The sequence below is a fragment of the Thiocystis minor genome (assembly GCF_016653465.1).
In the GTDB taxonomy this organism is placed as follows: Bacteria; Pseudomonadota; Gammaproteobacteria; order Chromatiales; family Chromatiaceae; genus Chromatium; species Chromatium minus.
Window position 1 is genome coordinate 91,121 of record NZ_NHSQ01000074.1, and the last position, 21,405, is coordinate 112,525.

Here is a 21,405-nt window from a genome sequence, read left to right on the forward strand (position 1 = left end):
AACCGCGCAATGATTGTAGATTGTGCGGGGTCAATGATGCATATCAACCACCCACAACTGGGAAGGTCACGGCCGTGGCGGACGCAAAGGCGATCCCATTGGCGATGGCCGCCACCAGCGGATGGTTGACGCGCCGGTAGACCCAGCCGCTCATGACGCCATAGACCAGGAAAAAGACCAGGATCGCGGGCACGATGATGATCAGAAAAAACAACTCGTTGAGGTTGAGCGCGACCGCGGCCAACAGCGAAAGCAGAAAGAGCGCCTTGGTGAGGGCATAGCCGCCACGCGCCGCGCCCGTGCCACGGGTCAGCCATTCGTCGGCGACGAAATACAAGAGTGTCCCGACCAGGATGGCAAGGACCAGCGGGAACCGTTCCGGTCCCGGCAGCAGGGTCGTCACGAAGCGATCCGTGGTCAGCGAGAACGCCAGGACGATATAGACAAGATAGGCGATGGTCGCGATCGCAAACCCGCCCCAGAGGATCAGTCCACGTTCGGAAGCCGCTTGGGCTTGGCCAGATCTGTTGTCCCGCGTCAGCCAAACCCCTAGCGCCGTGATCAGACCGTAGACGGCAAAATGCAGCGCCAGATAGTCGCCCAGCAGGATAGGCAGAAAATCGGTCGGGAGCTTCCAGAGGATCAACGGTGTCAGCAGCGCGGGTGCCAGCGCCACCGGCAGCAACCGGCGCCAGCGAAGACCCGCGCCAATGGGATGCGAGGCGGCGCGGGGCAGCCAGCGCGAGAGCGGCCAGGCCAGCGTCAACAGACCCAGATAGAGCAGACCGAGCCAGGGTCCGCGCGCATCCAGAAATCCCGTCCCGGTGCGCTCGAAGGTCTGGTTCAACCAGTCGAGCGCGGCGGCGAGACCGTCGCGGCCATAGAGCACGCCGATATGCTCCACGCCCTCCGCCAGCATTAGACTGCGGGCGCTGCCGTCGGCCTGATCGCCATACAGCGTCCCCGCCTCCAAGCCGCCCTCGACCGTCTTGGCCAGCGTCTTGAAACCCTGCTGGTGCAGCATGTCGGGCTCCAGTTCGCCATAGACCAGCAGGAGATTGCGCAGTTGCGCGGTCGGCGCGTCCTCGGACAGATAGGGCGAAAGGAGTACCGTGGCCGCGACCCGCTCCGGATGCATCTGACCGTAACGCGCCAGGACGTCGCCGGCCATCGAGTGGCCCAGCAAGGCCAAGCGACCGTCCGCGCCCGGTTGCTCCAGTGCGAACCCAACCGCGGGCTCCAGCGCATCGAGCAACACCCGCAGGCGCGCCTCCTGATCCATCAGGCTGGCGACGAAGGGCGCGGGATTGCGGCCATGACCGGGGAAATCGAAAGTGACCGCGAGATAGCCATTGCGCGCCAGGGTGATGGCATAGGGTTGCATCAGTTGCCGCGAACCGGCGAAGCCATGGGCGATCACGACGCTTGGCGCGGGCGCGTCGCTGGCGGGACGGTAGAGGGTGATCGGCACGCCTCCGACCTGGGTCTCGGTGACCCGCAGCCCAGCGCTCGCGGCGGTGAGTTGCCAGAGCGCGACGGCGATCGCCAGCGTTGAGGCCAGTGCCAGAAGCAGGGCGCCAAGGCAGCGGCCACGGCAGTCCGGGATCGTGTTGAGTACGTCGAGCTTCATTGCGCGCGTGGATCCTTAAGATGTGAGATTCGGTGATGAATGAAACGCAAGCGCCGCCGCGTGAGATCGCCGAGTTGTACTCGGCCTCTTTGCTTCGGTCTGGCGTCCGGGGAGCCGAGTGCAACTCGGCGATCCCGGACTCGGGAACGGCTCGCGGCGGCAGTACCAAGTCCGCGAAACTGATCGCCGTACTCGCCACCAACCCAGTCGGACGAGTAAACTTCAGGCTGTTGCGGATTCCACCCGGTCAGGCGCGATGGTCGGATCGACGAACCCAGAGCGACAATTCTGGTGAACCCTGTCCATTTCAACCTCTACCCCGCGACCGGCGCACTTTTACCCGATTCCCGGACACCGATTCCGGTCCCGCGCACGCGCGCTCGACTACCCTTTAGCAACGGAGCAACCAACCCATGCTGGATCAAAAACTGCTCGACATCCTGGTCTGCCCTGTGACCAAAGGCCCGCTCATCCTCGACAGGGACCGCGGCGAACTCATCTCGCTCTCCGCGCAACTCGCCTATCCGATCCGCGACGACATCCCGGTGATGCTCGAAGAAGAGGCGCGGCAGCTTTCGCTGGAGGAGATGGACAGCTATCGCCAGGCGCGTTAAACCGCCCCGGCCCGTGGCGGAGCCACCGCGAGTACGGCAGCGCGGAAGAAGCGAGCACAGTTGCGCTCGAACCATGCTGCCGAATCTCGCTCTCTGCGTAGACGGACCATCTGACCTCATGCCATCCCCTCCCCTATCGCTCCTGTCACTGACGGCCATGCTGGGTCTGCTCGTCGGCTGTGCCAGCGGGGTTCCCCAAGCCATTCGGGAGGATGCGCTGGGGAGCCCAAGTCTGGCCGAGGTACAGGAACAGCCAGAGCGCCATCGCGGTCGGCGAATCCGTTGGGGCGGCAGCATCCTCAAGGTGCGTAATCTTGCGCAAACCACTGAAATCGAAGTGCTGGCGCGGCCGCTGAACCGTTTCGGCGAGCCGGATGCGAGCGCCGGAAGTCTGGGCCGCTTCCTGATCGAGATCGCCGGCTTCAGGGATCCGGTCGAGTATCCCGCCGAACGCCTCTTGACCGTCGCGGGAAGCGTGGCGAGGGTCGAGAACCGCCCGGTTGGCGATTTTCCCTACCGCTATCCAGTGGTCGACGGCGCAACGCTGCATCTTTGGCCCCAACCCATCGCGCTGCCTCCGTACCCGGCGCCTTACCCTTATCCCTATCCCTGGTATGACCCCTGGCTCGGCAGCCATCGTGACCCCTGGTTCGATCCCAGGTATTGAGGCGATTGTCGGGATCGCATCCTCCCCGCTGACGAATGCGCCAAACCGTTTCCAGATTTTGGATCCAGAGGCCCGCGATGCATCCATCCTCTCGCCCATGCCTTCTCGCCGCACTGATTGCGAGTGCCATTTTATGTGGTTGTGCCACCCGGCAGGTTTGCGTCAAACCAGTCGGCGATCCCAGTCTGACGCCCGCCGAGGCGGCGTCCAGCGATGGCGCAAGTGGTTCCGTGGTGAGTTGGGGCGGGCAGGTGATCGCGACTCGCGGCCTGAACGCGGGCACTGAACTTGAGGTCATCGGCTATCCGCTCGACGACTGCGGACGCCCCTTGGCGCAAGGTCAACCGCTGGGGCGATTTCTGGTCCGTCATCGAGGTTACCTGGAACCGCTGGATTACCGGGAAGGCCGTCAGGTGACGGTCACTGGCAGGATCATCGACGTCGCCGACGGACAGATTGGCGATGTCGACAGGCGTTTTCCGATTCTGGACGAGCCCGCCATTCGACTCTGGCCGGAACGCAAGATCCCGGACGACGTCTCCATTCGCCCATCGCGCCCCTGGATCAGTATCGGAATCGGCGGCGGCAGCGGTCATGTCGGAGGTGGCATTGGAGTCGGTTTCTAAACCGAGTCCGCTCCGACGCCGATAGATGTCGACCCGACGAGAAATCGTACCGTGACCGGGACGATGCCGGACGCCGTTGCGGATGATGAGGAGGAGCGACGATCCGTTTATCATGTCGAGCCGGTTCGCTGACGAGCCGATCTCTGCCGCCACTTGACATTTCCTTATTTTTCACGAGGAGACAACCTTGACGATTCAACGCTATACCTTACTGCAACGGCTGCTCCACTGGCTGATCGCCCTGATGGTCTTTGGCCTGCTCGCCGCCGGGTTCACCTTCTGGAGCCTGGGCTATGAAGGCACCGTGGGTCTGTTCGGCGAGGAACTGACCAACATGCTGTACAAAATCCATAAGACCTTTGGCATCCTGCTGCTCCTGCTGATGATTGTGCGGATCGCGCTACGGCGCGTCTCACCGGCACCGCCCTATGACCCGCCGCTCAGCGGCGTCGAGCGTATGGTCGGCGGCGGCATCCACCTGCTGCTCTATGTGTTATTGATCGGACTGCCGATCGGCGGCTGGCTCGCGACCGCGGCCTCGGGTTATCCCATCCAGTTCTTCGACCTGACCCTGCCGGGAATCATTGGAGAGAATAAGGAACTGGGCGCAACCCTCTTCCTCTATCACGGCATCGGCGGTCTGGTCGTGCTCGGACTGGTGCTGTTGCACACCGCCGCCGGGCTCAAGCATTGGCGCCTGAAGGATGGAATCATGACCCGGATCAGCCTGCCCTGATCCGAGTCCGGGCTACACGGCCATTCCATTAAGCCGTTCGTGGTGAGTCCTGAGCCCGTCGAAGGATCGAACCACGAACGGATGCATTGTCACCACGACTCCATCGCTTGCGACCGCCTACTCGTCCCGCAGGGCGGCGACCGGATCCAGCGCGGCGGCGCGCAGTGCCGGAACGACGCCGGCGGCCAGTCCGATGAGTCCGGCGGTGACCTCGGCGAGGATGACGAAATCCCAGGCGGTGTGGGTCGGGAGAGCCGGCACCAGAACGCCGATCAACCAGGCTCCGCCAGCCCCCGCCAGAAAACCGATGGCGCCGCCCAGCAGGGCGAGCAGCACCGCTTCGAGCAGAAAGAGGGCGAGGATCTGATCGCGGGAGGCCCCCAGCGCGCGCAGCAGACCGATCTCGCGGCGACGTTCCTGAACCGCGATAGTCATGACGGTCAGAATCCCGACCCCACCGACGACCAGCGAGATGGCCCCGAAGGCCCCCACCACCAGGGTCAGCACGTCCAGCACCGAGCCCAGGACATCGAGCATCTGATCCTGAGTGGTCACGGTGAAGTCCTCGCGGCCGTGGCGGCGCTCCATCAGGCTGCGCACCCGCTCGGCGACCGCGGCGCTCTCGGCCTGGCGGTTGTAGAGCAGGTCGATCTCCATCAGGCTCTCGCATTCCTCCTCGGAGGCCATGTGCCGCTCCTGAAGCCGGCGCTGGCGGTCCGCCTCCCGTGGGCATTGTCGGCGTTCAGGCAGATCGCTCTGGCGCGTGCGGCATCCGCCTCCGCCTCGCGCTCCGCGAGCGTCGCCCGTGCTCGAAGATCCTGGTTCCACAGCTCCAGCAGAAGCTGACCGCCACGGACCCGGTCTCCTTCCTTGACCATCAATCGGGCGATCTGGCCGCCCGCGCCGGGCGCGAGCCGGGCTCGACGACAGGCATTGACGGTCCCTGCCCGGGTGTTGGCCACCACCGCTTCCACGGCTCCGATCAAAACCGGTTGCAACCGGATCGCGACCGGCTGCGGTTGCGCGCCGTACCACCAGACCGCCACCGCCGCGCCAGCAAGTCCCAGGATCAGCAGTGGTTTCAGGGGGATACTCATGCGTGTTCAGCGACGCTGCGTCAACTCCGGTCAGCGCGCATTCTGACAACCGGCACAGAGGCCATAGACGACCAGCGAGTGATCCTCGATCCGAAAACCATGCTCGGCCGCAATGGCGGTCTGCCGATCCTCGATCAGAGAATCGACGAATTCCACGATCTTGCCGCATTTAATGCAAACCAAGTGGTCGTGATGACTGCCGCTGTTGAGCTCGAAGACCGATTGTCCGCCTTCGAAATGGCGACGGCACACCAGTCCCGCGCCCTCGAACTGGGTCAGGACGCGATAGACGGTCGCCAAGCCGATCTCCTCGTCCTGCCTCAGGAGTTCTTTGTAGACATCCTCCGCGCTCAAATGCCGTTTTCCGCTGTGTTCTAGAATCCCCAAAATCTTGACCCGAGGCACCGTGACCTTAAGGCCGGCCTGTTTGATCTGCTGATTTTCCAATTCTTTTCCCCGTCGTGCGCTGGAGCGACCAGGATTGGTCGAATCGAGCCTGGATTGACATGCGCGCCCCGTGATCGAGAGTCGACGCTGCTGTATGATGAAGCGGTTTAGCGCAAACTCATCCTTAGAGCAAGATGCGAAAGATTTTCAGTTTACCAATGATCGGCTGTCTGGTTCTGCTCGCCGCCTCCGGTTGCGCGCGGGATCGGAAACCGGACGAGCAACGTGCGTCACTCCTGGAAGACCTGCCATTCGTCTATAAGATGACGGTCCAGCAGGGCAACATCCTGACCGAGGAGATGGTCGACAGCCTGGAACTTGGAATGACCCGGCGTCAGGTGAGCTTCCTGCTCGGCACTCCGCTGCTGGCGGATTTTTTCCACGGCGATCGCTGGGATTATGCCTACACCATCAAACGCGGCCACCAGCCCATGGAAAAGCGTTTTCTCACGCTGCACTTCCAGGACGATGCGCTCACACGCATCGAAGGAGATATCCGACCCGATGCCAAGCGAGGCGAGTCGCGCGAACCGCGGGATATGGTGGTTTCGGTTCCAGATCACCAGGAGCGGAAAGGTCTGCTGACGAGAGGTTTGCAAACCATTGGACTCGAACCCAAGGAGTAAATCGCGCCCGCATGGGTATGCATCGTTTGCAAATCGGTTAGGCATCGTCCGAACCGCTCCGCGTCATGGATGGCGCGGTCGATCTTCCCGGGCGCGTCGCTTGCGCGCTTCCTTCGGGTCGGCGATCAAGGGGCGGTAGATTTCGACCCGATCGCCGTCTTCCAGGAGTTGATCGAGTTTGACCTGCCTGCCGAAGATCCCAACCTTGTTGATCGCCAGATCAATCTCGGGAAACCGCGCCAGCACTCCGGATTGCTCGATCGCCTCCCGCACCCGCACACCGACCCGAACGTCGAGAGGACGCAGGATTTGGTCGTCTTCCCCGACATAGGCCACGGAGACGTGCAGGTAATCAGTCCCCATAGACCTCGTCGGCGCGCTTGCAGAAGGCATCCACCAGCGAGTTGGCGATCTGGCTAAAAACGGCCCCGAACGCTTTGTCGATCAGGCGCCCCGAAAACTCGAAATCCAGTTCCAGTTCCACCTTCGAGGCATCCTCGCGCAGCGGGATGAAATTCCAGCCGCCCACCAGTTTCCGGAAGGGCCCATCGAGCAGATCGATATCCATGCGTCGATCCCGCTCGAACCGATTGCAGGTGCTGAAGGTTTGATGAATCCCCATCCGGGCCACCTCGATTCGCCCGCAGATCCGGTCCTCGGTTTCGGAAATCACCTGGGTGCTCTGACACCAGGGCAAAAACCTCGGATAAGAGCCGACATCGTACACAAGATCGAACATCTGCGATGCCGAATGCGGCACCAATGCGCTTTTTCTAACGATAGCCACGACTACCCCAAACCAATCAGCTTCAAAAGACCGATGGCATTCAAGAGGACGATGGCCACGGCAATGGGCGCGACATAGCGGATCAGAAGGCGCCACAGGCGATAGCCGATCCCGTCGCCCAGGCGAAGCTCGTCGGTGGAGGAAGACCTTGCCAGCATCCAGCCGGCAAAGATAGCGATCAGCACACCGCCGAGCGGCAGCATGACATTGGCCGCGACGAATTCACACAGATCCATGAAACCCATGCCGAACAGCGTCAGGTCCGACCAGAGGTTCAGGGACAGGAGCGAGCCGATCCCAAGCAGCCAGACCGCGACGCCCGCCAGCATCGCGGCTCGCACCCGCGTGAAACCGCGGTTTTCGACCAGCCAGGCAACCATCGGTTCCAGCAGGGAAATCGCCGAGGTCCAGGCGGCGAAGACCAGCAGCAGGAAGAACAGGGTACCGAAGAATTGCCCGCCCGGCATCTGACCGAAGGCAATCGGCAACACCTTGAAGACCATCCCGGAACCCAACTGGGGCGCCAGATCATTGGCGAAGACGAGCGGAAAGATCGCCAGCCCGGCAAGGAGTGCGACCAGGGTATCGGTGCCGGCGATGATCACGACGCTGCTGGCGATCGAGGCGCGGCTGTTCAGATAGGAGCCGTAGACCATGATGGCGCCCATCCCGAGGCTCAGGCTGAAAAACGCCTGACCCATGGCGCTGAGGATGCCTTCGGTCCCCAACTTGCTGAAGTCCGGTCGGAAGAGATAAGTGGCGCCCTCCACGAAATGCCCGGAGGTCATCGCATAGCCGACCATCGCGACCAGCAGCAGGAACAACGCCGGCATCATGAAACGTACCGCGCTCTCCAGGCCATTCGCCACGCCGCGCGCGACGACCGCGACCGACATCACCATGAAGATGGTGTGCCAAGCGAGCAGCGCCTCGGGGTCGGCGATGAATTGACCGAACATCTGGCTGACCGTCTCGGCATCCACACCCACGAAAGCGCCGCCGGCCGCGCGAAAGACGTAGGACAGAGTCCAGCCGGCCACCACGCTGTAGAACGAGAGAATCAGAAATCCGGCGACGATGCCCATCCAGCCCAACAGCTGCCAGGCGGGGCTGCGGCCTTCCTGGGTGGCCAGCAGGCGCATGGTGTTGATCGGACTCTGACGCCCACGCCGCCCGAGCATGATCTCGGCCATCATGATCGGGATGCCGATCGCGGCCACGCAGAGCAGATAGACCAGGACAAAGGCACCCCCGCCATACTCGCCGGCGGTATAGGGAAAACGCCAGATATTGCCCAAGCCGACCGCGGAACCAGTGGCGGCGAGGATGAACGCCATCCGGGTCGACCACATGCCATGGATGGAGGTCGTCGCTGTCACCTGGATCTCCCGTTAGAGACGAATCTGTTCGCGCACGGCATCGGCCAGCCGTTCGGCAAGGCGGCTCACCTGATCGCCGTCCACGCCCTCGACCATGACCCGCACCAGCGGTTCGGTTCCGGACGGACGTAACAGCACCCGGCCGCGTCCGGCGAGTTCGCATTCGGCAGTGGCGAGCGCATCCTGAATCGCGGGCAGGCCGACGATGTCGCGCCGCTCGTCGAGCCGCACGTTGAGCAGGACTTGCGGATAGAGTTCGACCTCGGCGCCCAGATCGTCGATGCTGGCATCGAGTCGCTGGAGCGCGACGAGCACCTGGAGCGCCGCCACGATGCCATCCCCGGTACTGGTGCGGTCGCGGCAGATGATATGCCCGGAAGGTTCGCCGCCGAGGATGCCATCCGTGAGTTTAAGCTGCTCCATGATGTAGCGGTCGCCGACCTTGGTCCGCGCGAAACCGATGTCCAGGCGCTTCAGCGCGTGCTCGAACCCGAGATTGCTCATCAGGGTTCCGACCACGTCGCCACGCATGGTCCCGGCCACCTGCCGGGACTTGGCGATGATATAGAGGAGCTGGTCGCCATCGAGCAGATGGCCCCGGGAATCGCACATCAGGACGCGATCGCCGTCGCCGTCGAAGGCGATTCCCAGCGTGGCTCCATGCTCGACCACGGCCCTGCACAGTGCCTCGGGCTTAGTGGAACCCACCTCGCGGTTGATGTTGAATCCATCGGGTTCGGTGCCGAGACGCACGACCTGGGCGCCAAGCTCCTCGAAGACATAGGGGGCGGTGTTATAGGTCGCTCCGTTGGCGCAATCGACCACGATTTTATAATTGCGGAAGTTCATCGACGCTGGAATCGTGCCCTTGCAGAACTCGATATAGCGACCGTTCGCGTCCTCCACCCGCTGAACCTTGCCCAACTCGCTCGACGCGACGGTGCGCAGCGGTTTGTCGAGTTCGGCCTCGATGGCCAGTTCGACCTCGTCGGGCAATTTGTCGCCATCGGCCGAGAAGAATTTGATCCCGTTATCCTGATAGGGATTGTGCGAGGCGGTGATCACGATGCCGGCGGAAGCCCGAAAGGTCCGGGTCAGATAGGCCACGCCGGGCGTCGTCATGGGTCCGAGCAACCGGATGCTCACGCCTGCGGCTACAAGCCCCGCCTCCAGGGCCGACTCGAACATATAGCCGGAAATCCGGGTGTCCTTGCCGATCAGGATCTTGCCGCGTCCGTTCCCGAGCACGCGCCCGGCGGCCCAGCCCAGCTTTAAAACGAAATCCGGGGTGATATAACCCTCGCCGACCCGCCCGCGAATGCCATCGGTGCCAAAATAGTGACGCATGGACTCAATGTTCCTCCGCTGGCCGACCGACCGGTCCTTCCGCCATGGCGCTGGCGGCCTGCGACGCTCCGCCATGACGCTCGGCCGGGCGCGGCGGTTCGTCATCCTCCCAATCCTTGGGCGGACGCGGCGTGCGGCCTTCCATGATGTCGTCGATCTGCGCCGCGTCGATCGTCTCGTACTTCATGAGCGCGTCCACCATGGCGTGGAGTTTGTCCATATGCTCGATGAGGATCGTCCTGGCGCGCTCGTAGTTGCGCTCGACCAGATGACGGATCTCTTCGTCGATCAGATGCGTGGTCTCGTCCGAAACGCTCTTGTGCTGAGTGACCGAATGTCCGAGAAAGACTTCCTGTTGCTCGTCGCTGTAGGTGAGCGGACCCAGTTTGTCCGACAGACCCCACTTGGTCACCATGTTGCGCGCAATCTCGGTGGCGCGATGGATGTCGTTCTGCGCGCCGGTAGTGACGCTCTCGACGCCGTAGACCAGTTCTTCCGCCAGACGCCCGCCGAAGAGACTTGAAATGCTGCTCTCCAGACGCTGCTTGCTGTAGCTGAAACGATCCTCCTCGGGCAGGAAGAGCGTCACGCCCAGGGCGCGGCCACGCGGGATGATGCTGACCTTGTGCACCGGATCGTGATCCGGCACCAGACGGCCGACGATGGCATGGCCGGACTCGTGAACGGCGGTCAGCCGTTTCTCGTCCTCGGTCATGACCATGGAGCGGCGTTCCGCGCCCATCATGATCTTGTCCTTGGCCTTCTCCAGATCGTCCATCTCGACCAGTTTTTTGTTGGAACGTGCCGCGAACAGCGCCGCCTCGTTGATCAGATTCGCGAGATCCGCGCCGGAAAATCCCGGCGTGCCGCGCGCCAGGATCGATGCCTTGACATCCTCGGCGGCCGGAATCTTGCGCATGTGAACCTTCAGAATCTGTTCGCGACCGCGCACATCGGGCAGCGGTACCACCACCTGACGGTCGAAACGACCGGGACGCAGCAGGGCAGGATCGAGCACGTCGGGGCGGTTGGTCGCCGCGATCACGATCACGCCCTCGTTGCCCTCGAAGCCATCCATCTCCACCAGCAACTGGTTCAACGTTTGCTCGCGCTCGTCGTGTCCGCCGCCCAGCCCGGCGCCACGGTGACGCCCGACCGCGTCGATCTCGTCGATGAAGATGATGCAGGGCGCGTGCTTCTTGGCCTGCTCGAACATGTCGCGCACCCGCGAGGCACCCACGCCGACGAACATCTCCACGAAGTCGGAGCCCGAGATGTTAAAGAAGGGCACCTTGGCCTCGCCGGCGATGGCGCGCGCCAGCAGGGTCTTGCCGGTCCCCGGCGGGCCGACCATCAGCACGCCCTTGGGGATTTTCCCGCCGAGCTTCTGGAATTTGGTCGGATCGCGCAGGAAGTCGACCATCTCGACGACCTCCTCCTTGGCCTCCTCGGCGCCTGCGACATCCTGAAAGGTCACCTTGACCTGATCCTCGGAGAGCATCCGCGCCCGGCTTTTGCCGAAGGACATGGCGCCCCGCCCACCGGCGCCGCCCTGCATCTGGCGCATGAAGACGATCCAGATGCCGATCAGGATCAGCAGCGGGAACCAGTTGATCAAAATCTGCATCAGGACCGACTGCTTCTCGGGCGGCGCGGCCTTGATGATGACATTGTTGTTCAGCAGATCGCCCACCAGCCCGTCGTCGCCGGGGCTGTAAGTCGTGAAGCGCTGACCGGAGGCATTGACGCCTTCGATACGCCGACCTTGAATGGTGACTTCCTTGACCGAGCCTGCCTTCACATGCTCGATGAAATCCGAATAATTCAGGCTGCGCGGGATCGATTGCGTGGTGGTGAAATTATTGAACACGGACATCAGCACAATGGCGATGACCACCCAAAGCAGTAAATTTTTCGCCATGTCACTCACGGCATCTGACCCCTGATGGTTGTGTATCGGTGCAATCGTGCCGAATTCATGCGGTGGAAACTAGCACCGACGGCTCACGGATGAAAGTTTTTCGCCACAAAACCTTTCGCGACCAGATAGATTTCGCGACTCTGCGCTCTGGACGATTGCGGCTTGCGACTTGCGACCCGGCGGAAACTCCGACGCAGTTCGAGCAGATAGGTATCGAAACCTTCGCCCTGAAAAGCTTTGACCACCAGTGAGCCACCAGGTTTCAGGCACTCTCGCGCCAACTCCAATGCCAGTTCCAGCAGATACATGACGCGCGATTGATCGGTGACGACGGTTCCCGTGATATTGGGGGCCATATCCGAAAGCACCAGGTCGAGCGGTTCCGCGCCGATCGCCTCACGAAGTTGCGACAGGACCGCGTCCTCGCGGAAATCGCCTTGCAAAAACACCACGCCATCCAGCGCATCCATCGGCAGCAGATCGAGCGCGATCACCTGCCCTTTCGGACCGACCAGGCGGCTCGCGATCTGTGACCAACTGCCCGGCGCGGCTCCCAGGTCGAGCACCCGCGTTCCAGGCGTCAGGATCCGATCCTTCTCCTGGATCTCCAGCAGCTTATAGGCGGCACGGGAACGATAGCCTTCGCGCTGAGAACGCTTGACATAGGGATCGCTGTGATGACGGTCGAGCCAGCGTCGACTGGATTTGCTTTTGGTCATGCAACCGCGTCCCGCCAATCGCAGCGGGTAACCGCCAGGTTAGAAGTGTTGAAAACGCTGTATTTCGTGCTGGACACAGGTTGAATCAAAGGTCGTCGACCCAGGAAAACCGAAAGATCTGAAGCAGAATGCCGGCGATACCGCCACCAAACAGCCCCCCCAGAACCGCTTGCGGAATCTGCTGATGCATGCCGAGACTGGCGGCCTGCCACCACAATCCAGGATCGATATTCGTCAGCGGACCGCTCACCATCCAGACGCTGCCCGCGGCAACGCCGGCGAGAATCGCCATGATCGCGGCCTCGGCCAGATTGCAGGGAAAGGATGTCTGACAAAACCGATGCGTCCATGCCACCCACTGCCTGACGCTCGCGACGTACAGCACGCCATTGATACTCACCAGGAAAGCCAAAACGACAAAAAGCGAAAAAGGAGCCGCATGGAAGGGTTCCGCAATCGCCAGAACCGTGCCCCCGACCGCCCCGGCGGCCAACCCAGCCAATGCCTTGGAGGCGACGTTCATGGAGCAGCGCGTGGGAAAGCGCACGAGCAGCCCGACAGCGGCGGCGATCGCGGCGGCGCTCAACGCTGTGTACACGAAAGCTGAAGGCCCGGTCAACGCGATCAACAGAATGACCCCAACACCGGCACCGATGGCGGAACTGATGAGCGAGAGTTCGCGCGCCCCGTAGAGGACCGCGGTGACCGCGCCCGTCACCGCGGCGGCGATCACATAGGTGGATCCGCCAAAACCCAATCCTTTCAATAATTCCGAGAGCCCCGCGAAAAGAGGGGCATAAATCATTCCATGCAGGCTCCAGATGATGCCGCGGATAAAGGCAAGCCGTATCCGGGAAGCCACGTTCGGACGGGGGAGATCCAGGCTCACGGAAGCGGCTGGACCGCCAGGATTCGGGTGTTCGGAAAAAATAGCCATAACCTTGATCTTGAACGATACATCAAACAAAAACCGGTTGTCTGCCTGATGAACCGGTCGAACCCTGCCTGTAAAAATCAGAATAAACCAATGAAAACGGGGCCGATGGCCCCGTCTTTGATCTCGCCTGGAGGAGCGAGTCGGTCAGAATCAACCAGCCTTCAGGGTCCAGGAAGAACACCAGCCATTGACGTTGATCAGCTTGCCGGGGAAGAGCGAGCAGCCTTTCCAGTCGCCCTCGCCCTGGTCGGCCAGCATGAACTGGCAGGTCGCGCAATGCTGCTGATCGGCAGGGGCACCGGGACGCGCGGCGGCGACACGCTCGGACTTGGTGGCGTCCTGGTTATACTTCAGGGCAACCGCGGTCGGGTCATCGGCGGCGACCGCGTTTGCAGGCGCGGATGCGCGCGCGGTGCCGAAACCGACCAGGTTGATCATGGGAATGGCCGCGGCGGTACCCAGCATCACTTTGACGGCGTCACGACGGCTCTTGCTGATTGGCTTATCGGACATTGATGTCACTCCTATCTCAGTTAGGTACGGTGTAGTGATCTCGACACTCCCGGCCTTCCGCCGGAAGCCGACCGGCATTGTGCTACAGGAAAACGAAAAAGGCGAGCCGCAAGCCCGAAGATTCAGAGTCGGCCTCAGTTGAGATAGGTACCCGCGCCAAGATAGCGCGCGGTCCAGTAAGGCGTATCCAAGCGGGCCAGTTGCACCTGGTGGCGCGAGGTCGAGGCATGCACGAAGCGCTCCCTGTCGACCATCAACCCGACATGGTAGACGCCCGGCCCCGTCCTGAAAAAGACCATATCGCCCGGACCGGGACGCCCCAGCCTGACCGGTTTCGACGCCCGATGCTGCTCCACGGCGACTCGCGGGATCGAGAGTCCGGCGACGTGGTGGGCGTACTGGGTCAGTCCGCTACAGTCGAAGCCCGAGGCGGGCGACGATCCCCCGTAAACGTAGGGAGTGCCGATCTGCGACAATCCGGCCAGCACCACCTCGGCGCGACGCCCGCTCAAATCCTTGTCGCCCACCCTGGACGCGCAGCCCGACAGGCCAGCTAGAACCAGAATCCAGATCCACAGGCTCGTGCTTCGCGCAAGACACATCTTCATAAATCACTCTCGATTCATGTCGCAATCTTCTGTATTTCGAGTTTTAGTCTGCGATGACGGCGTCTGTCAATGCCACCGGGCAAATCGTTTCCGAAACGCCGGGCAGCGCACGCTTTACGCCATTTCCGCCAGCCAGTACAGTTGCTGCCTTTAAGAAGACAGACTCGCGGGCACCGCAACGATCGCTTTTGGCACCGGGTGTCAGCGGCGACGGACGACGCCCGCTACGCAATCGTTGGAGTCCATTGCATGAGTGAAAGCAAACACTGCCGGCTACTGATTCTGGGATCGGGACCCGCCGGTTATACCGCCGCTGTCTATGCGGCCCGAGCCAATCTCAGCCCCGTTCTGGTCACCGGGCTGGAGCAGGGTGGCCAGCTGATGACCACGACCGAGGTCGATAACTGGGCCGGCGACCCGGACGGCGTCCAAGGGCCTGAACTCATGGAGCGGATGCGCCGGCATGCCGAGCGGTTCGGGACCGAGATTCTGTTCGACCACATCAACGCGGTCGATCTCGCCTCGCGTCCCTTCCGTCTCACCGGCGATTCGGCGATCTATACGTGCGACGCGCTGATCGTCGCGACCGGCGCCAGCGCCATGTATCTCGGCCTGCCCTCCGAGGAGGAATTTCGCGGACGCGGCGTCTCCGCCTGTGCCACCTGCGACGGCTTTTTCTACCGCAACCAAAAAGTCGCCGTCATCGGCGGCGGGAATACCGCGGTCGAAGAGGCGCTGTATCTCTCGAACATCGCCTCCGAGGTCACCCTGGTGCACCGCCGCGACGCGCTGCGCGCCGAGAAGATTCTCCAGCGGCAACTCCTCGAAAAAGCCGACAAAGGCAACATAAAGCTCGCCTGGAACCAGACGCTCGACGAAATTTTGGGCGATGCAACCGGCGTGACTGGGATCCGCATCAAGAGCACGCTGGACGGAACAACCCGAGATATCGACCTGCAGGGCGTCTTCATCGCCATCGGACACAAACCGAACACACAGATCTTCGAGGGCCAGATCGACATGGCGGGCGGCTACCTCAAGGTCCAGAGCGGCACCCAGGGCAACGCGACCGCAACCTCGGTGCCTGGCGTCTTCGCCGCCGGCGATGTCATGGACCCCATTTACCGCCAGGCCATTACGTCCGCCGGCACCGGTTGCATGGCGGCCCTGGACGCCGAGAAGTTTCTGGATGCCATGGCGGTTGGCGGGATTTAAGGGGCAAGGGGCAATGCGAACAGCGCAGGATTTGCCGTTCGTCCAGAGCTCAGCGAATGAGGGACGAGCGGGAAATCCGGACCCCGGCGCGTAAGCCGTTGATGATTCGACCTTTCTGCTCCGCTCATAACCCTGTTCAGGAGTGTTTCATGGACTGGCTAATTCTGCTGATTGCTGGGTTATTTGAAATCGGTTGGGCGATTGGACTGAAGTACACCGAAGGCTTTTCACGACTATGGCCCACTGTCTGGACGATGCTGTCGATGACACTCAGCGTCGGGTTGCTCGGCGTCGCCATGAAAACACTTCCCGTCGGTACAGCCTATGCTGTTTGGGTTGGCGTCGGTGCCATTGGCACTGCCATTTTCGGCATGGTTCTGTTTAGCGAACCGGCTAGCGTCACTCGATTACTGAGCCTTTCGCTCATCCTTGCTGGTATCGTTGGCCTCAAGATATCCATGCCGTAACGGTCGGCCCAGTAGCGCGAGAGTGAAATTTGCAGCTTGGCAAACGCATCTACATTGAATAAGGTCACAACCCATTCCGCCATCGCCGAGATTCCCGCCGAGCAATGGAATCGTCTCGCCGACCCGGATACCCCTTTTCTGCGGCATGAGTTTCTCGCCGCCCTGGAGCGTCACGGCTGCGTCGGCGAGAGGTTCGGCTGGCTACCTCATCACCTGGCCCTGCGCGATCGGGACGGCTGGCTGCTGGCGGTCGCACCCTGTTATCTGAAGTTCAATTCCTATGGCGAATTCGTCTTCGACTGGGCCTGGGCCGATGCCTACCAGCGGCATGGACTGAACTATTATCCAAAGCTCGTCGTGGCCTCGCCGTACACCCCCGCGACCGGTTCGCGGCTGTTGACCGGCGCCACGCCCGAGCGTCGCGAACATGCCCAAGCGCTCATCCAGGGCGCGGTTCAGGTCGCCGAGCGGATGGGCGTGTCCTCGCTGCATTGGCTCTTTACCGCCGCCGACGAGACCGACTGGCTGGAGGATCAGGGGCTGATGCGACGGGTCGGCTGCCAATTTCACTGGCACAATCGGGGATACGACTCCTTCGAGTCGTTTCTCGGCGCCTTCACGGCGGCAAAACGGAAAAAGATCCACCGCGAGCGTCGCCGCGTGGCGGAAAACGGCGTGCGCGTCCGTCGAGTGACCGGCGACGCAGTCACCGAGGCCGAATGGGCGATCTTTCACCAGCTTTACCGCGACACCTTCGACAAACGCGGCGGCATCCCGACCCTGACGCTCCCGTTCTTTCAGGACATCGGCGCAACCATGGGCCAACATCTGCTGCTCGTGCTGGCCGAGCATGGCGGGGACATCGTTGCCGCCGCGTTCAATCTGACCGGCAGTCGTTCGCTCTATGGCCGCCACTGGGGCTGCTTCCAGGACTTCCATAGCCTGCATTTCGAGGCGTGTTACTATCAGGGACTGGAGTATTGTATCGACCGCGGACTGGCGCGCTTCGAGCCGGGCGCCCAAGGCGAACATAAAGTCAGCCGAGGCTTTTTGCCCACGCCGACCTGGTCCGCCCATTGGATCGCCAATCCGGGATTCCGCGTCGCCATCTCCGACTTTCTCGGCCAGGAGACCCGCGGGATGGACGATTATTTGACGGAAATGCACACCCACAGCCCCTATCGAAACGGATGATCGCCTTACTCGATCCCCAGGATCGGGACTCGTTTCCCGATGCCCGCCACGCCTTACGCGAGCCCAATGGTCTGTTGGCGGTCGGCGGCGATCTAACCCCGGCGCGACTCCAGAATGCCTACCGGCGCGGAATCTTCCCCTGGTTCAACCCTGGCGATCCCATTCTCTGGTGGTCCCCCGATCCGCGCACGGTCTTGTTTCCAACACAGTTGCGGATCTCGCGCAGCCTTGCAAAACGGCTGCGTCAACAACCGTTTGCCGTGACGCTGGACCGCGCGTTCCATGAGGTGCTGTGTGGCTGCGCGGCGCCCCGAGAGCCCCAGGGCGGCACCTGGCTGATCCCCGAGATGATCGCCGCCTATGAGGTGTTGCATGCGCGCGGCCTGGCCCATTCGGTGGAGGTCTGGCAGGATCAGCACCTGGTCGGCGGGCTCTACGGCGTCGCCATCGGGCGCGCCTTCTTCGGCGAATCGATGTTCACCCGCGTGACGGATGCTTCCAAGGTCGCGCTGGTCCAGCTTTGCCGGCAGCTTGAAGGCTGGAACTTCGGCCTCATCGACTGCCAGATGCGAACCGACCACCTGATACGCATGGGTGCCATCGAAATGCCTCGCGTCGATTTCCTGAATCTGCTGAATCGCTTCTGCCCGCTTCCCGGGCGTCACTTCAGTTGGGACGATGGCCGTAGGGAGGGCTGCGTCGCTCCCTTGCCTGACGATCCGCCATCCCCTAAAGCCCCGCAAGCGCACTCCGGTTCGCCATGAATCAGGCAAACCATCCCAATCGAGGCCGCTATCTGCCACTTTACCTGACTGCCGAGCACGACTGTTCTTATCTGGAAGGGGTAAAGGCGCGCACGGCCTTCGTCGACCCAACTGCTCAGATCGATCCTGCCACCTATCAGCGGCTCATGGACCAGGGATTTCGGCGTAGCGGATTTCACATCTACCGCCCCGCCTGCCGGGACTGCACGGCCTGCGTTCCGGTCCGCATTCCGGTGAGCGAATTTCGGCCCGACCGCTCTCAGCGCCGCAACTGGAAACGCAACGCTCCGGACTTCGTGCTTGTCGACACCCCTGCGGTTTTCAACCCGGAACATTTCGACCTCTACCGGCGCTACCTGACACGTCGCCATCCAGAGGGCAACATGGCGGACGATACCAGCGAGGAAAGCTATCGACGGTTTTTGGTCGAACCCTGGGGCGGAACCACACGTTTCATCGAACTGCGGCTTGACGGAAAACTGGTCGGAGTGTCCGTCACGGATCGGCTGGAAGGCGGACTTTCCGCCGTTTACACTTTTTTTGAACCGGCCATCTCCGGACGCGCGCCGGGAACCTTCGCCGTACTGTCTCAGATCGAGATCGCAAGGCGACTGGGCGTGCCGTACCTCTATCTTGGTTATTGGATCAAGGAGAGCCAAAAAATGGCCTATAAAGAGCGTTTTCGTCCGATCGAGGCTTGGAACGGACATGAATGGCAGCGTTTCGCGCGGCATCGTTCACTCGATGCCGGGGATCCCTCGACAGCATCCGGCATGATCCGCATTGTTGACAGATAAAGTAAGCCGTTTTCCAGCCGGATGGTCGCCCAGAAATGACCTTACTCCATTTGTTCAAGTCATTGACGGACAGGCCCTAGCGCGGTTTTACCGGCAGAGAATGACGTTTTTTATCGCGGCGAACAACCCAATACCCGTTTCAATCTCGTGGATGTGCTATGATTCCATCGCTTTAAGAACCGAGTTGTTCGCATTGGCAGTTCGCCTAGAAAATACACACCTATGTCAAAAGACGACGTCATTCAGATGGAAGGCACGGTCACCGAGACTCTGCCGAATACCGTATTCAGGGTCGAGCTGGAAAACGGTCACACCGTGACCGCCCATATTTCCGGCAAAATGCGCAAGCATTACATTCGCATCCTGACCGGCGACAAAGTCACCGTAGAACTCACCCCCTACGACCTCACCAAGGGACGCATCGTCTATCGCGCCCGCTGACACCGGCCTGTCAGGCTGAGCGGGGAGCGGAAGCAATCGGTCGGCCTCGCCCGAACCAACAATCAGCGTCACTGACGCGGCTGAATCGATTCATTATTGCCCCCAAAGCATTTGGTCGACATATTGCTTGACCTTCCGATGCCCCGGCGTGTCCATCGTTGTGAATTGCAGATTGGTGCGGTAAGGCCCTTGTTCTCCACTCGCGCGCAGCACCCTGGCATAGACCTCCACCGCATGATCCACGCCTAACTCCGGCGTCAGCGACATGAGGATCTCCGAATAGGGCGGCAGGATCAGCGGCAGATCGGCGCTCAGGCCATAATAGCCAAGATCGTTGACTTTGCCGACAAACCGCTCGGACAGGATCTTTTTCGACTCGACCTTGCGAAAAATTACTGGAAAATCAACGATAATCCGCGGCGATTTGCGGATTTCGATTTCGGGAACGGCGAGCGGTATGGGATAAGAAACAGCCTTCAGTTCATACAGCGTGACTGGCTTCACTTTTCCCTTCACCATCACGTCGTTGACCGCGCCAATCTCGATGTGGCCCCGCGCGCCGAGATAACTCGCCTCGCTGATCAACACCTGCCCGCGAAGGCTGTAGCCTTCGATCCGCGCCGCGAGATTGACCGTATCGCCAATCACCGTGTACTCGCTATAGAGTCGGGAGCCAAAACTGCCGGCCATCACGTCGCCTGTGCTCACCCCGATCCCCGCGTAGAGGCTCGGCTCGCCACGTCCCTCGCTGTGTCGGTTCATCTCCGCCATGGCCTGCTGCATCTCCACGGCGCAGGCCAGCGCGCGCAGCAGATCGTCGGCGCGGCGCACCGGGGCGCCAAACAGCGCCATGACCGAATCCCCCATGAACTTGTCGATCACGCCGCCGTGACGCTCGATCAGTTGCGCCATCAGACCATAAAAACGATTCAGTAGCCCGACCATGAGGTGCGATGGCAATGACTCCATCAGTGCCGTAAAACCGCGCAGATCGGCGATCAGAATCGTTGCCTCGGTCAGCGCGACCGGTTGCGACTCCAACAGAAATTCGTCGAGTTTGGTCGTCAGTTTCTGGCGCAGTAGAGCGTCGAGTTGACAACAGGACGCTGGCCCGTAGATATCCTCGATCACTCCGACCATACCGGAGAAGAGTAATTGTCTGTCTTTGTGTTGCATGGCGCCGAATTGACTCCACCGGACGATAAATTGACAATCTTCATGGGTTGTAACCCATCGCTCGGGCAATGCTAGTCGTCAATCATGACAATCGCCAATCCAGTGACACCTCAACATCGCAACCGAGATAAGACTTATGGACCGTTTTACACGAAATTATAGTATCGCACTCGGACTCGTCATTCTCGTGGCCTTGGGATTCTGGATTAAATCCGTCTGGCAGCCGAAAGTCTGGGAACTTGACGAGATCCTGACCTCCCATCCGAGCCTCTCGACCTATCCGTATCAATTCAGAGTGCGCGCTTTCAACGACGGCGTCGCCATCATTTCCACGCCACGCTCGTTCGATGTCCCGGCGATCCGCTTCCTGGAGATTATCAACCCAAAAGTTGCCGGCAAAAGCCAGGACGACCCTGCCATGATCGCCGCCCAGCAGGATCTCATCGACCATCAGAAGCTCGCGATGGGACTGATGCTTGGGCAACCGGGAGTGACCAGCGTGGATTGGGAACTCGATACGCAATGGCTGGCAGATCATGGGGTTCATCGCTCCACCAACCCTTGAGGTCAGATCGGGTCGGGCTGACGGGATTGCGCCCGTCAGCCCTCCCACACCACCGGACATGCGGTTTTCCGCATCCGGCGGTTGGACCCAGCCACCATTAAGCGGCGGCGAGGTCTGATGGAACCCACAATC

General features: G+C 61.5%; 26 protein-coding genes. 12 read left to right on the plus strand and 14 right to left on the minus strand.

Translation table 11 applies throughout. The annotated features are described in order from the left end of the window. Window positions 1–43: 43 nt before the first annotated feature. Entirely contained in the window at window positions 44–1,630 is a 1,587-nt protein-coding gene (locus CCR95_RS10075) for an alpha/beta hydrolase (RefSeq protein WP_201094018.1), read from the minus strand. A gap of 416 nt (window positions 1,631–2,046) precedes the next feature. Between CCR95_RS10075 and CCR95_RS10080 the strand changes: the two genes are divergently transcribed. From CCR95_RS10080 to CCR95_RS10095, 4 genes are all read left to right on the plus strand, one after another. After that, window positions 2,047–2,244 carry a Trm112 family protein gene (locus CCR95_RS10080; RefSeq protein ID WP_201094061.1) on the plus strand — a complete coding sequence of 66 codons (198 nt, stop codon included), beginning with the start codon at window positions 2,047–2,049 and terminating at the stop codon, window positions 2,242–2,244. 118 nt (window positions 2,245–2,362) lie between these two features. Then, entirely contained in the window at window positions 2,363–2,911 is a 549-nt protein-coding gene (locus CCR95_RS10085; protein ID WP_201094019.1) for a Slp family lipoprotein, read from the plus strand. Between the two features lie 77 nt (window positions 2,912–2,988). Then, complete coding sequence (locus CCR95_RS10090) at window positions 2,989–3,537, plus strand: Slp family lipoprotein (RefSeq protein ID WP_201094020.1); 549 nt, start codon at window positions 2,989–2,991, stop codon at window positions 3,535–3,537. Between the two features lie 187 nt (window positions 3,538–3,724). Next, window positions 3,725–4,273 (plus strand): cytochrome b, encoded by a 549-nt coding sequence (locus CCR95_RS10095; protein WP_201094022.1) that lies wholly within the window; start codon window positions 3,725–3,727, stop codon window positions 4,271–4,273. Between the two features lie 117 nt (window positions 4,274–4,390). On the opposite strand, the gene CCR95_RS10100 is transcribed toward CCR95_RS10095, so the two are convergent. Genes CCR95_RS10100 through fur form a run of 3 tightly spaced genes read right to left on the minus strand, consistent with a single transcriptional unit; the run spans window position 4,391 to window position 5,817 of the window. Continuing rightward, the gene (locus CCR95_RS10100; protein WP_242523164.1) at window positions 4,391–4,960 is read right to left on the minus strand and encodes an ABC transporter permease; all 570 of its coding nucleotides are present in this window, start codon (window positions 4,958–4,960) and stop codon (window positions 4,391–4,393) included. Next, window positions 4,930–5,370, minus strand: a complete 441-nt coding sequence (locus tag CCR95_RS10105; RefSeq protein WP_242523165.1) for an HlyD family secretion protein — start codon at window positions 5,368–5,370, stop codon at window positions 4,930–4,932. Before CCR95_RS10105 ends, CCR95_RS10100 begins: the two co-directional genes overlap by 31 nt. 30 nt (window positions 5,371–5,400) lie before the next feature. Continuing rightward, the gene (gene fur / locus CCR95_RS10110) at window positions 5,401–5,817 is read right to left on the minus strand and encodes a ferric iron uptake transcriptional regulator (protein WP_201094024.1); all 417 of its coding nucleotides are present in this window, start codon (window positions 5,815–5,817) and stop codon (window positions 5,401–5,403) included. Window positions 5,818–5,975: 158 nt separating this feature from the next. Here fur and CCR95_RS10115 point away from each other — a divergent pair, with 158 nt between their 5' ends. After that, window positions 5,976–6,443 carry an outer membrane protein assembly factor BamE gene (locus CCR95_RS10115; RefSeq protein ID WP_201094062.1) on the plus strand — a complete coding sequence of 156 codons (468 nt, stop codon included), beginning with the start codon at window positions 5,976–5,978 and terminating at the stop codon, window positions 6,441–6,443. Window positions 6,444–6,506: 63 nt separating this feature from the next. Here CCR95_RS10115 and CCR95_RS10120 read toward each other — a convergent pair whose 3' ends face one another. The 9 genes from CCR95_RS10120 to CCR95_RS10160 form a co-directional block, all read right to left on the minus strand. Further along, a complete protein-coding gene (locus CCR95_RS10120; RefSeq protein WP_201094026.1) occupies window positions 6,507–6,806 on the minus strand; it encodes an RnfH family protein in 300 nt (99 codons plus the stop codon). Next, a complete protein-coding gene (locus tag CCR95_RS10125) occupies window positions 6,796–7,230 on the minus strand; it encodes an SRPBCC family protein (protein ID WP_201094028.1) in 435 nt (144 codons plus the stop codon). Before CCR95_RS10125 ends, CCR95_RS10120 begins: the two co-directional genes overlap by 11 nt. Window positions 7,231–7,232: 2 nt before the next feature. Continuing rightward, entirely contained in the window at window positions 7,233–8,609 is a 1,377-nt protein-coding gene (locus CCR95_RS10130; RefSeq protein WP_201094030.1) for a sodium-dependent transporter, read from the minus strand. A 12-nt stretch (window positions 8,610–8,621) separates the two neighbouring features. Next, the gene (glmM, locus tag CCR95_RS10135) at window positions 8,622–9,956 is read right to left on the minus strand and encodes a phosphoglucosamine mutase (protein ID WP_201094032.1); all 1,335 of its coding nucleotides are present in this window, start codon (window positions 9,954–9,956) and stop codon (window positions 8,622–8,624) included. 4 nt (window positions 9,957–9,960) lie between these two features. Then, on the minus strand, window positions 9,961–11,877 hold the full coding sequence (gene ftsH / locus CCR95_RS10140; protein ID WP_201094034.1) for an ATP-dependent zinc metalloprotease FtsH: 1,917 nt from the start codon (window positions 11,875–11,877) through the stop codon (window positions 9,961–9,963). An 83-nt stretch (window positions 11,878–11,960) separates the two neighbouring features. Next, a complete protein-coding gene (gene rlmE / locus CCR95_RS10145; protein WP_201094036.1) occupies window positions 11,961–12,596 on the minus strand; it encodes a 23S rRNA (uridine(2552)-2'-O)-methyltransferase RlmE in 636 nt (211 codons plus the stop codon). Between the two features lie 85 nt (window positions 12,597–12,681). Then, a complete protein-coding gene (locus CCR95_RS10150; RefSeq protein ID WP_242523166.1) occupies window positions 12,682–13,533 on the minus strand; it encodes a hypothetical protein in 852 nt (283 codons plus the stop codon). A 150-nt stretch (window positions 13,534–13,683) separates the two neighbouring features. Beyond that, a complete protein-coding gene (locus CCR95_RS10155) occupies window positions 13,684–14,046 on the minus strand; it encodes a high-potential iron-sulfur protein (protein ID WP_201094038.1) in 363 nt (120 codons plus the stop codon). 134 nt (window positions 14,047–14,180) lie between these two features. Continuing rightward, the gene (locus tag CCR95_RS10160; protein ID WP_201094040.1) at window positions 14,181–14,654 is read right to left on the minus strand and encodes a C40 family peptidase; all 474 of its coding nucleotides are present in this window, start codon (window positions 14,652–14,654) and stop codon (window positions 14,181–14,183) included. 249 nt (window positions 14,655–14,903) lie between these two features. Here CCR95_RS10160 and trxB point away from each other — a divergent pair, with 249 nt between their 5' ends. The 6 genes from trxB (at window position 14,904) to infA (ending at window position 19,532) form a co-directional block, all read left to right on the plus strand. Beyond that, on the plus strand, window positions 14,904–15,869 hold the full coding sequence (trxB, locus tag CCR95_RS10165; protein WP_201094042.1) for a thioredoxin-disulfide reductase: 966 nt from the start codon (window positions 14,904–14,906) through the stop codon (window positions 15,867–15,869). A 149-nt stretch (window positions 15,870–16,018) separates the two neighbouring features. Beyond that, window positions 16,019–16,336 carry a quaternary ammonium compound efflux SMR transporter SugE gene (gene sugE / locus CCR95_RS10170; protein ID WP_201094044.1) on the plus strand — a complete coding sequence of 106 codons (318 nt, stop codon included), beginning with the start codon at window positions 16,019–16,021 and terminating at the stop codon, window positions 16,334–16,336. Between the two features lie 54 nt (window positions 16,337–16,390). Beyond that, window positions 16,391–17,530 (plus strand): GNAT family N-acetyltransferase, encoded by a 1,140-nt coding sequence (locus tag CCR95_RS10175; RefSeq protein ID WP_201094045.1) that lies wholly within the window; start codon window positions 16,391–16,393, stop codon window positions 17,528–17,530. Then, window positions 17,527–18,294 carry a leucyl/phenylalanyl-tRNA--protein transferase gene (gene aat / locus CCR95_RS10180; protein WP_201094046.1) on the plus strand — a complete coding sequence of 256 codons (768 nt, stop codon included), beginning with the start codon at window positions 17,527–17,529 and terminating at the stop codon, window positions 18,292–18,294. The genes CCR95_RS10175 and aat overlap by 4 nt, the downstream gene beginning before the upstream one ends. Then, the gene (locus CCR95_RS10185; RefSeq protein WP_201094047.1) at window positions 18,291–19,091 is read left to right on the plus strand and encodes an arginyltransferase; all 801 of its coding nucleotides are present in this window, start codon (window positions 18,291–18,293) and stop codon (window positions 19,089–19,091) included. The genes aat and CCR95_RS10185 overlap by 4 nt, the downstream gene beginning before the upstream one ends. Window positions 19,092–19,313: 222 nt before the next feature. Beyond that, entirely contained in the window at window positions 19,314–19,532 is a 219-nt protein-coding gene (infA, locus tag CCR95_RS10190; RefSeq protein WP_007193303.1) for a translation initiation factor IF-1, read from the plus strand. Window positions 19,533–19,625: 93 nt separating this feature from the next. Here infA and CCR95_RS10195 read toward each other — a convergent pair whose 3' ends face one another. Then, window positions 19,626–20,708, minus strand: coding sequence for an adenylate/guanylate cyclase domain-containing protein (locus tag CCR95_RS10195; RefSeq protein WP_201094052.1), 1,083 nt, complete (start codon window positions 20,706–20,708; stop codon window positions 19,626–19,628). Window positions 20,709–20,844: 136 nt separating this feature from the next. Here CCR95_RS10195 and CCR95_RS10200 point away from each other — a divergent pair, with 136 nt between their 5' ends. Further along, window positions 20,845–21,273 (plus strand): hypothetical protein, encoded by a 429-nt coding sequence (locus CCR95_RS10200; RefSeq protein WP_201094054.1) that lies wholly within the window; start codon window positions 20,845–20,847, stop codon window positions 21,271–21,273. Window positions 21,274–21,405: the final 132 nt, after the last annotated feature.

Coding starts and splice junctions, on each gene's coding strand:
- CCR95_RS10185 (WP_201094047.1), top strand. CDS start 18,291: ATGAATCAGGCAAACCATCCCAATCGAGGCCGCTATCTGCCACTTTAC.
- CCR95_RS10115 (WP_201094062.1), top strand. CDS start 5,976: ATGATCGGCTGTCTGGTTCTGCTCGCCGCCTCCGGTTGCGCGCGGGAT.
- CCR95_RS10100 (WP_242523164.1), bottom strand. CDS start 4,960: ATGGCCTCCGAGGAGGAATGCGAGAGCCTGATGGAGATCGACCTGCTC.
- ftsH (WP_201094034.1), bottom strand. CDS start 11,877: ATGGCGAAAAATTTACTGCTTTGGGTGGTCATCGCCATTGTGCTGATG.
- CCR95_RS10200 (WP_201094054.1), top strand. CDS start 20,845: ATGGACCGTTTTACACGAAATTATAGTATCGCACTCGGACTCGTCATT.
- rlmE (WP_201094036.1), bottom strand. CDS start 12,596: ATGACCAAAAGCAAATCCAGTCGACGCTGGCTCGACCGTCATCACAGC.
- CCR95_RS10075 (WP_201094018.1), bottom strand. CDS start 1,630: ATGAAGCTCGACGTACTCAACACGATCCCGGACTGCCGTGGCCGCTGC.
- CCR95_RS10155 (WP_201094038.1), bottom strand. CDS start 14,046: ATGTCCGATAAGCCAATCAGCAAGAGCCGTCGTGACGCCGTCAAAGTG.
- CCR95_RS10160 (WP_201094040.1), bottom strand. CDS start 14,654: ATGAAGATGTGTCTTGCGCGAAGCACGAGCCTGTGGATCTGGATTCTG.
- CCR95_RS10195 (WP_201094052.1), bottom strand. CDS start 20,708: ATGCAACACAAAGACAGACAATTACTCTTCTCCGGTATGGTCGGAGTG.
- CCR95_RS10085 (WP_201094019.1), top strand. CDS start 2,363: ATGCCATCCCCTCCCCTATCGCTCCTGTCACTGACGGCCATGCTGGGT.
- sugE (WP_201094044.1), top strand. CDS start 16,019: ATGGACTGGCTAATTCTGCTGATTGCTGGGTTATTTGAAATCGGTTGG.
- trxB (WP_201094042.1), top strand. CDS start 14,904: ATGAGTGAAAGCAAACACTGCCGGCTACTGATTCTGGGATCGGGACCC.
- CCR95_RS10090 (WP_201094020.1), top strand. CDS start 2,989: ATGCATCCATCCTCTCGCCCATGCCTTCTCGCCGCACTGATTGCGAGT.
- CCR95_RS10150 (WP_242523166.1), bottom strand. CDS start 13,533: ATGGCTATTTTTTCCGAACACCCGAATCCTGGCGGTCCAGCCGCTTCC.
- aat (WP_201094046.1), top strand. CDS start 17,527: ATGATCGCCTTACTCGATCCCCAGGATCGGGACTCGTTTCCCGATGCC.
- glmM (WP_201094032.1), bottom strand. CDS start 9,956: ATGCGTCACTATTTTGGCACCGATGGCATTCGCGGGCGGGTCGGCGAG.
- CCR95_RS10105 (WP_242523165.1), bottom strand. CDS start 5,370: ATGAGTATCCCCCTGAAACCACTGCTGATCCTGGGACTTGCTGGCGCG.
- CCR95_RS10120 (WP_201094026.1), bottom strand. CDS start 6,806: ATGGGGACTGATTACCTGCACGTCTCCGTGGCCTATGTCGGGGAAGAC.
- infA (WP_007193303.1), top strand. CDS start 19,314: ATGTCAAAAGACGACGTCATTCAGATGGAAGGCACGGTCACCGAGACT.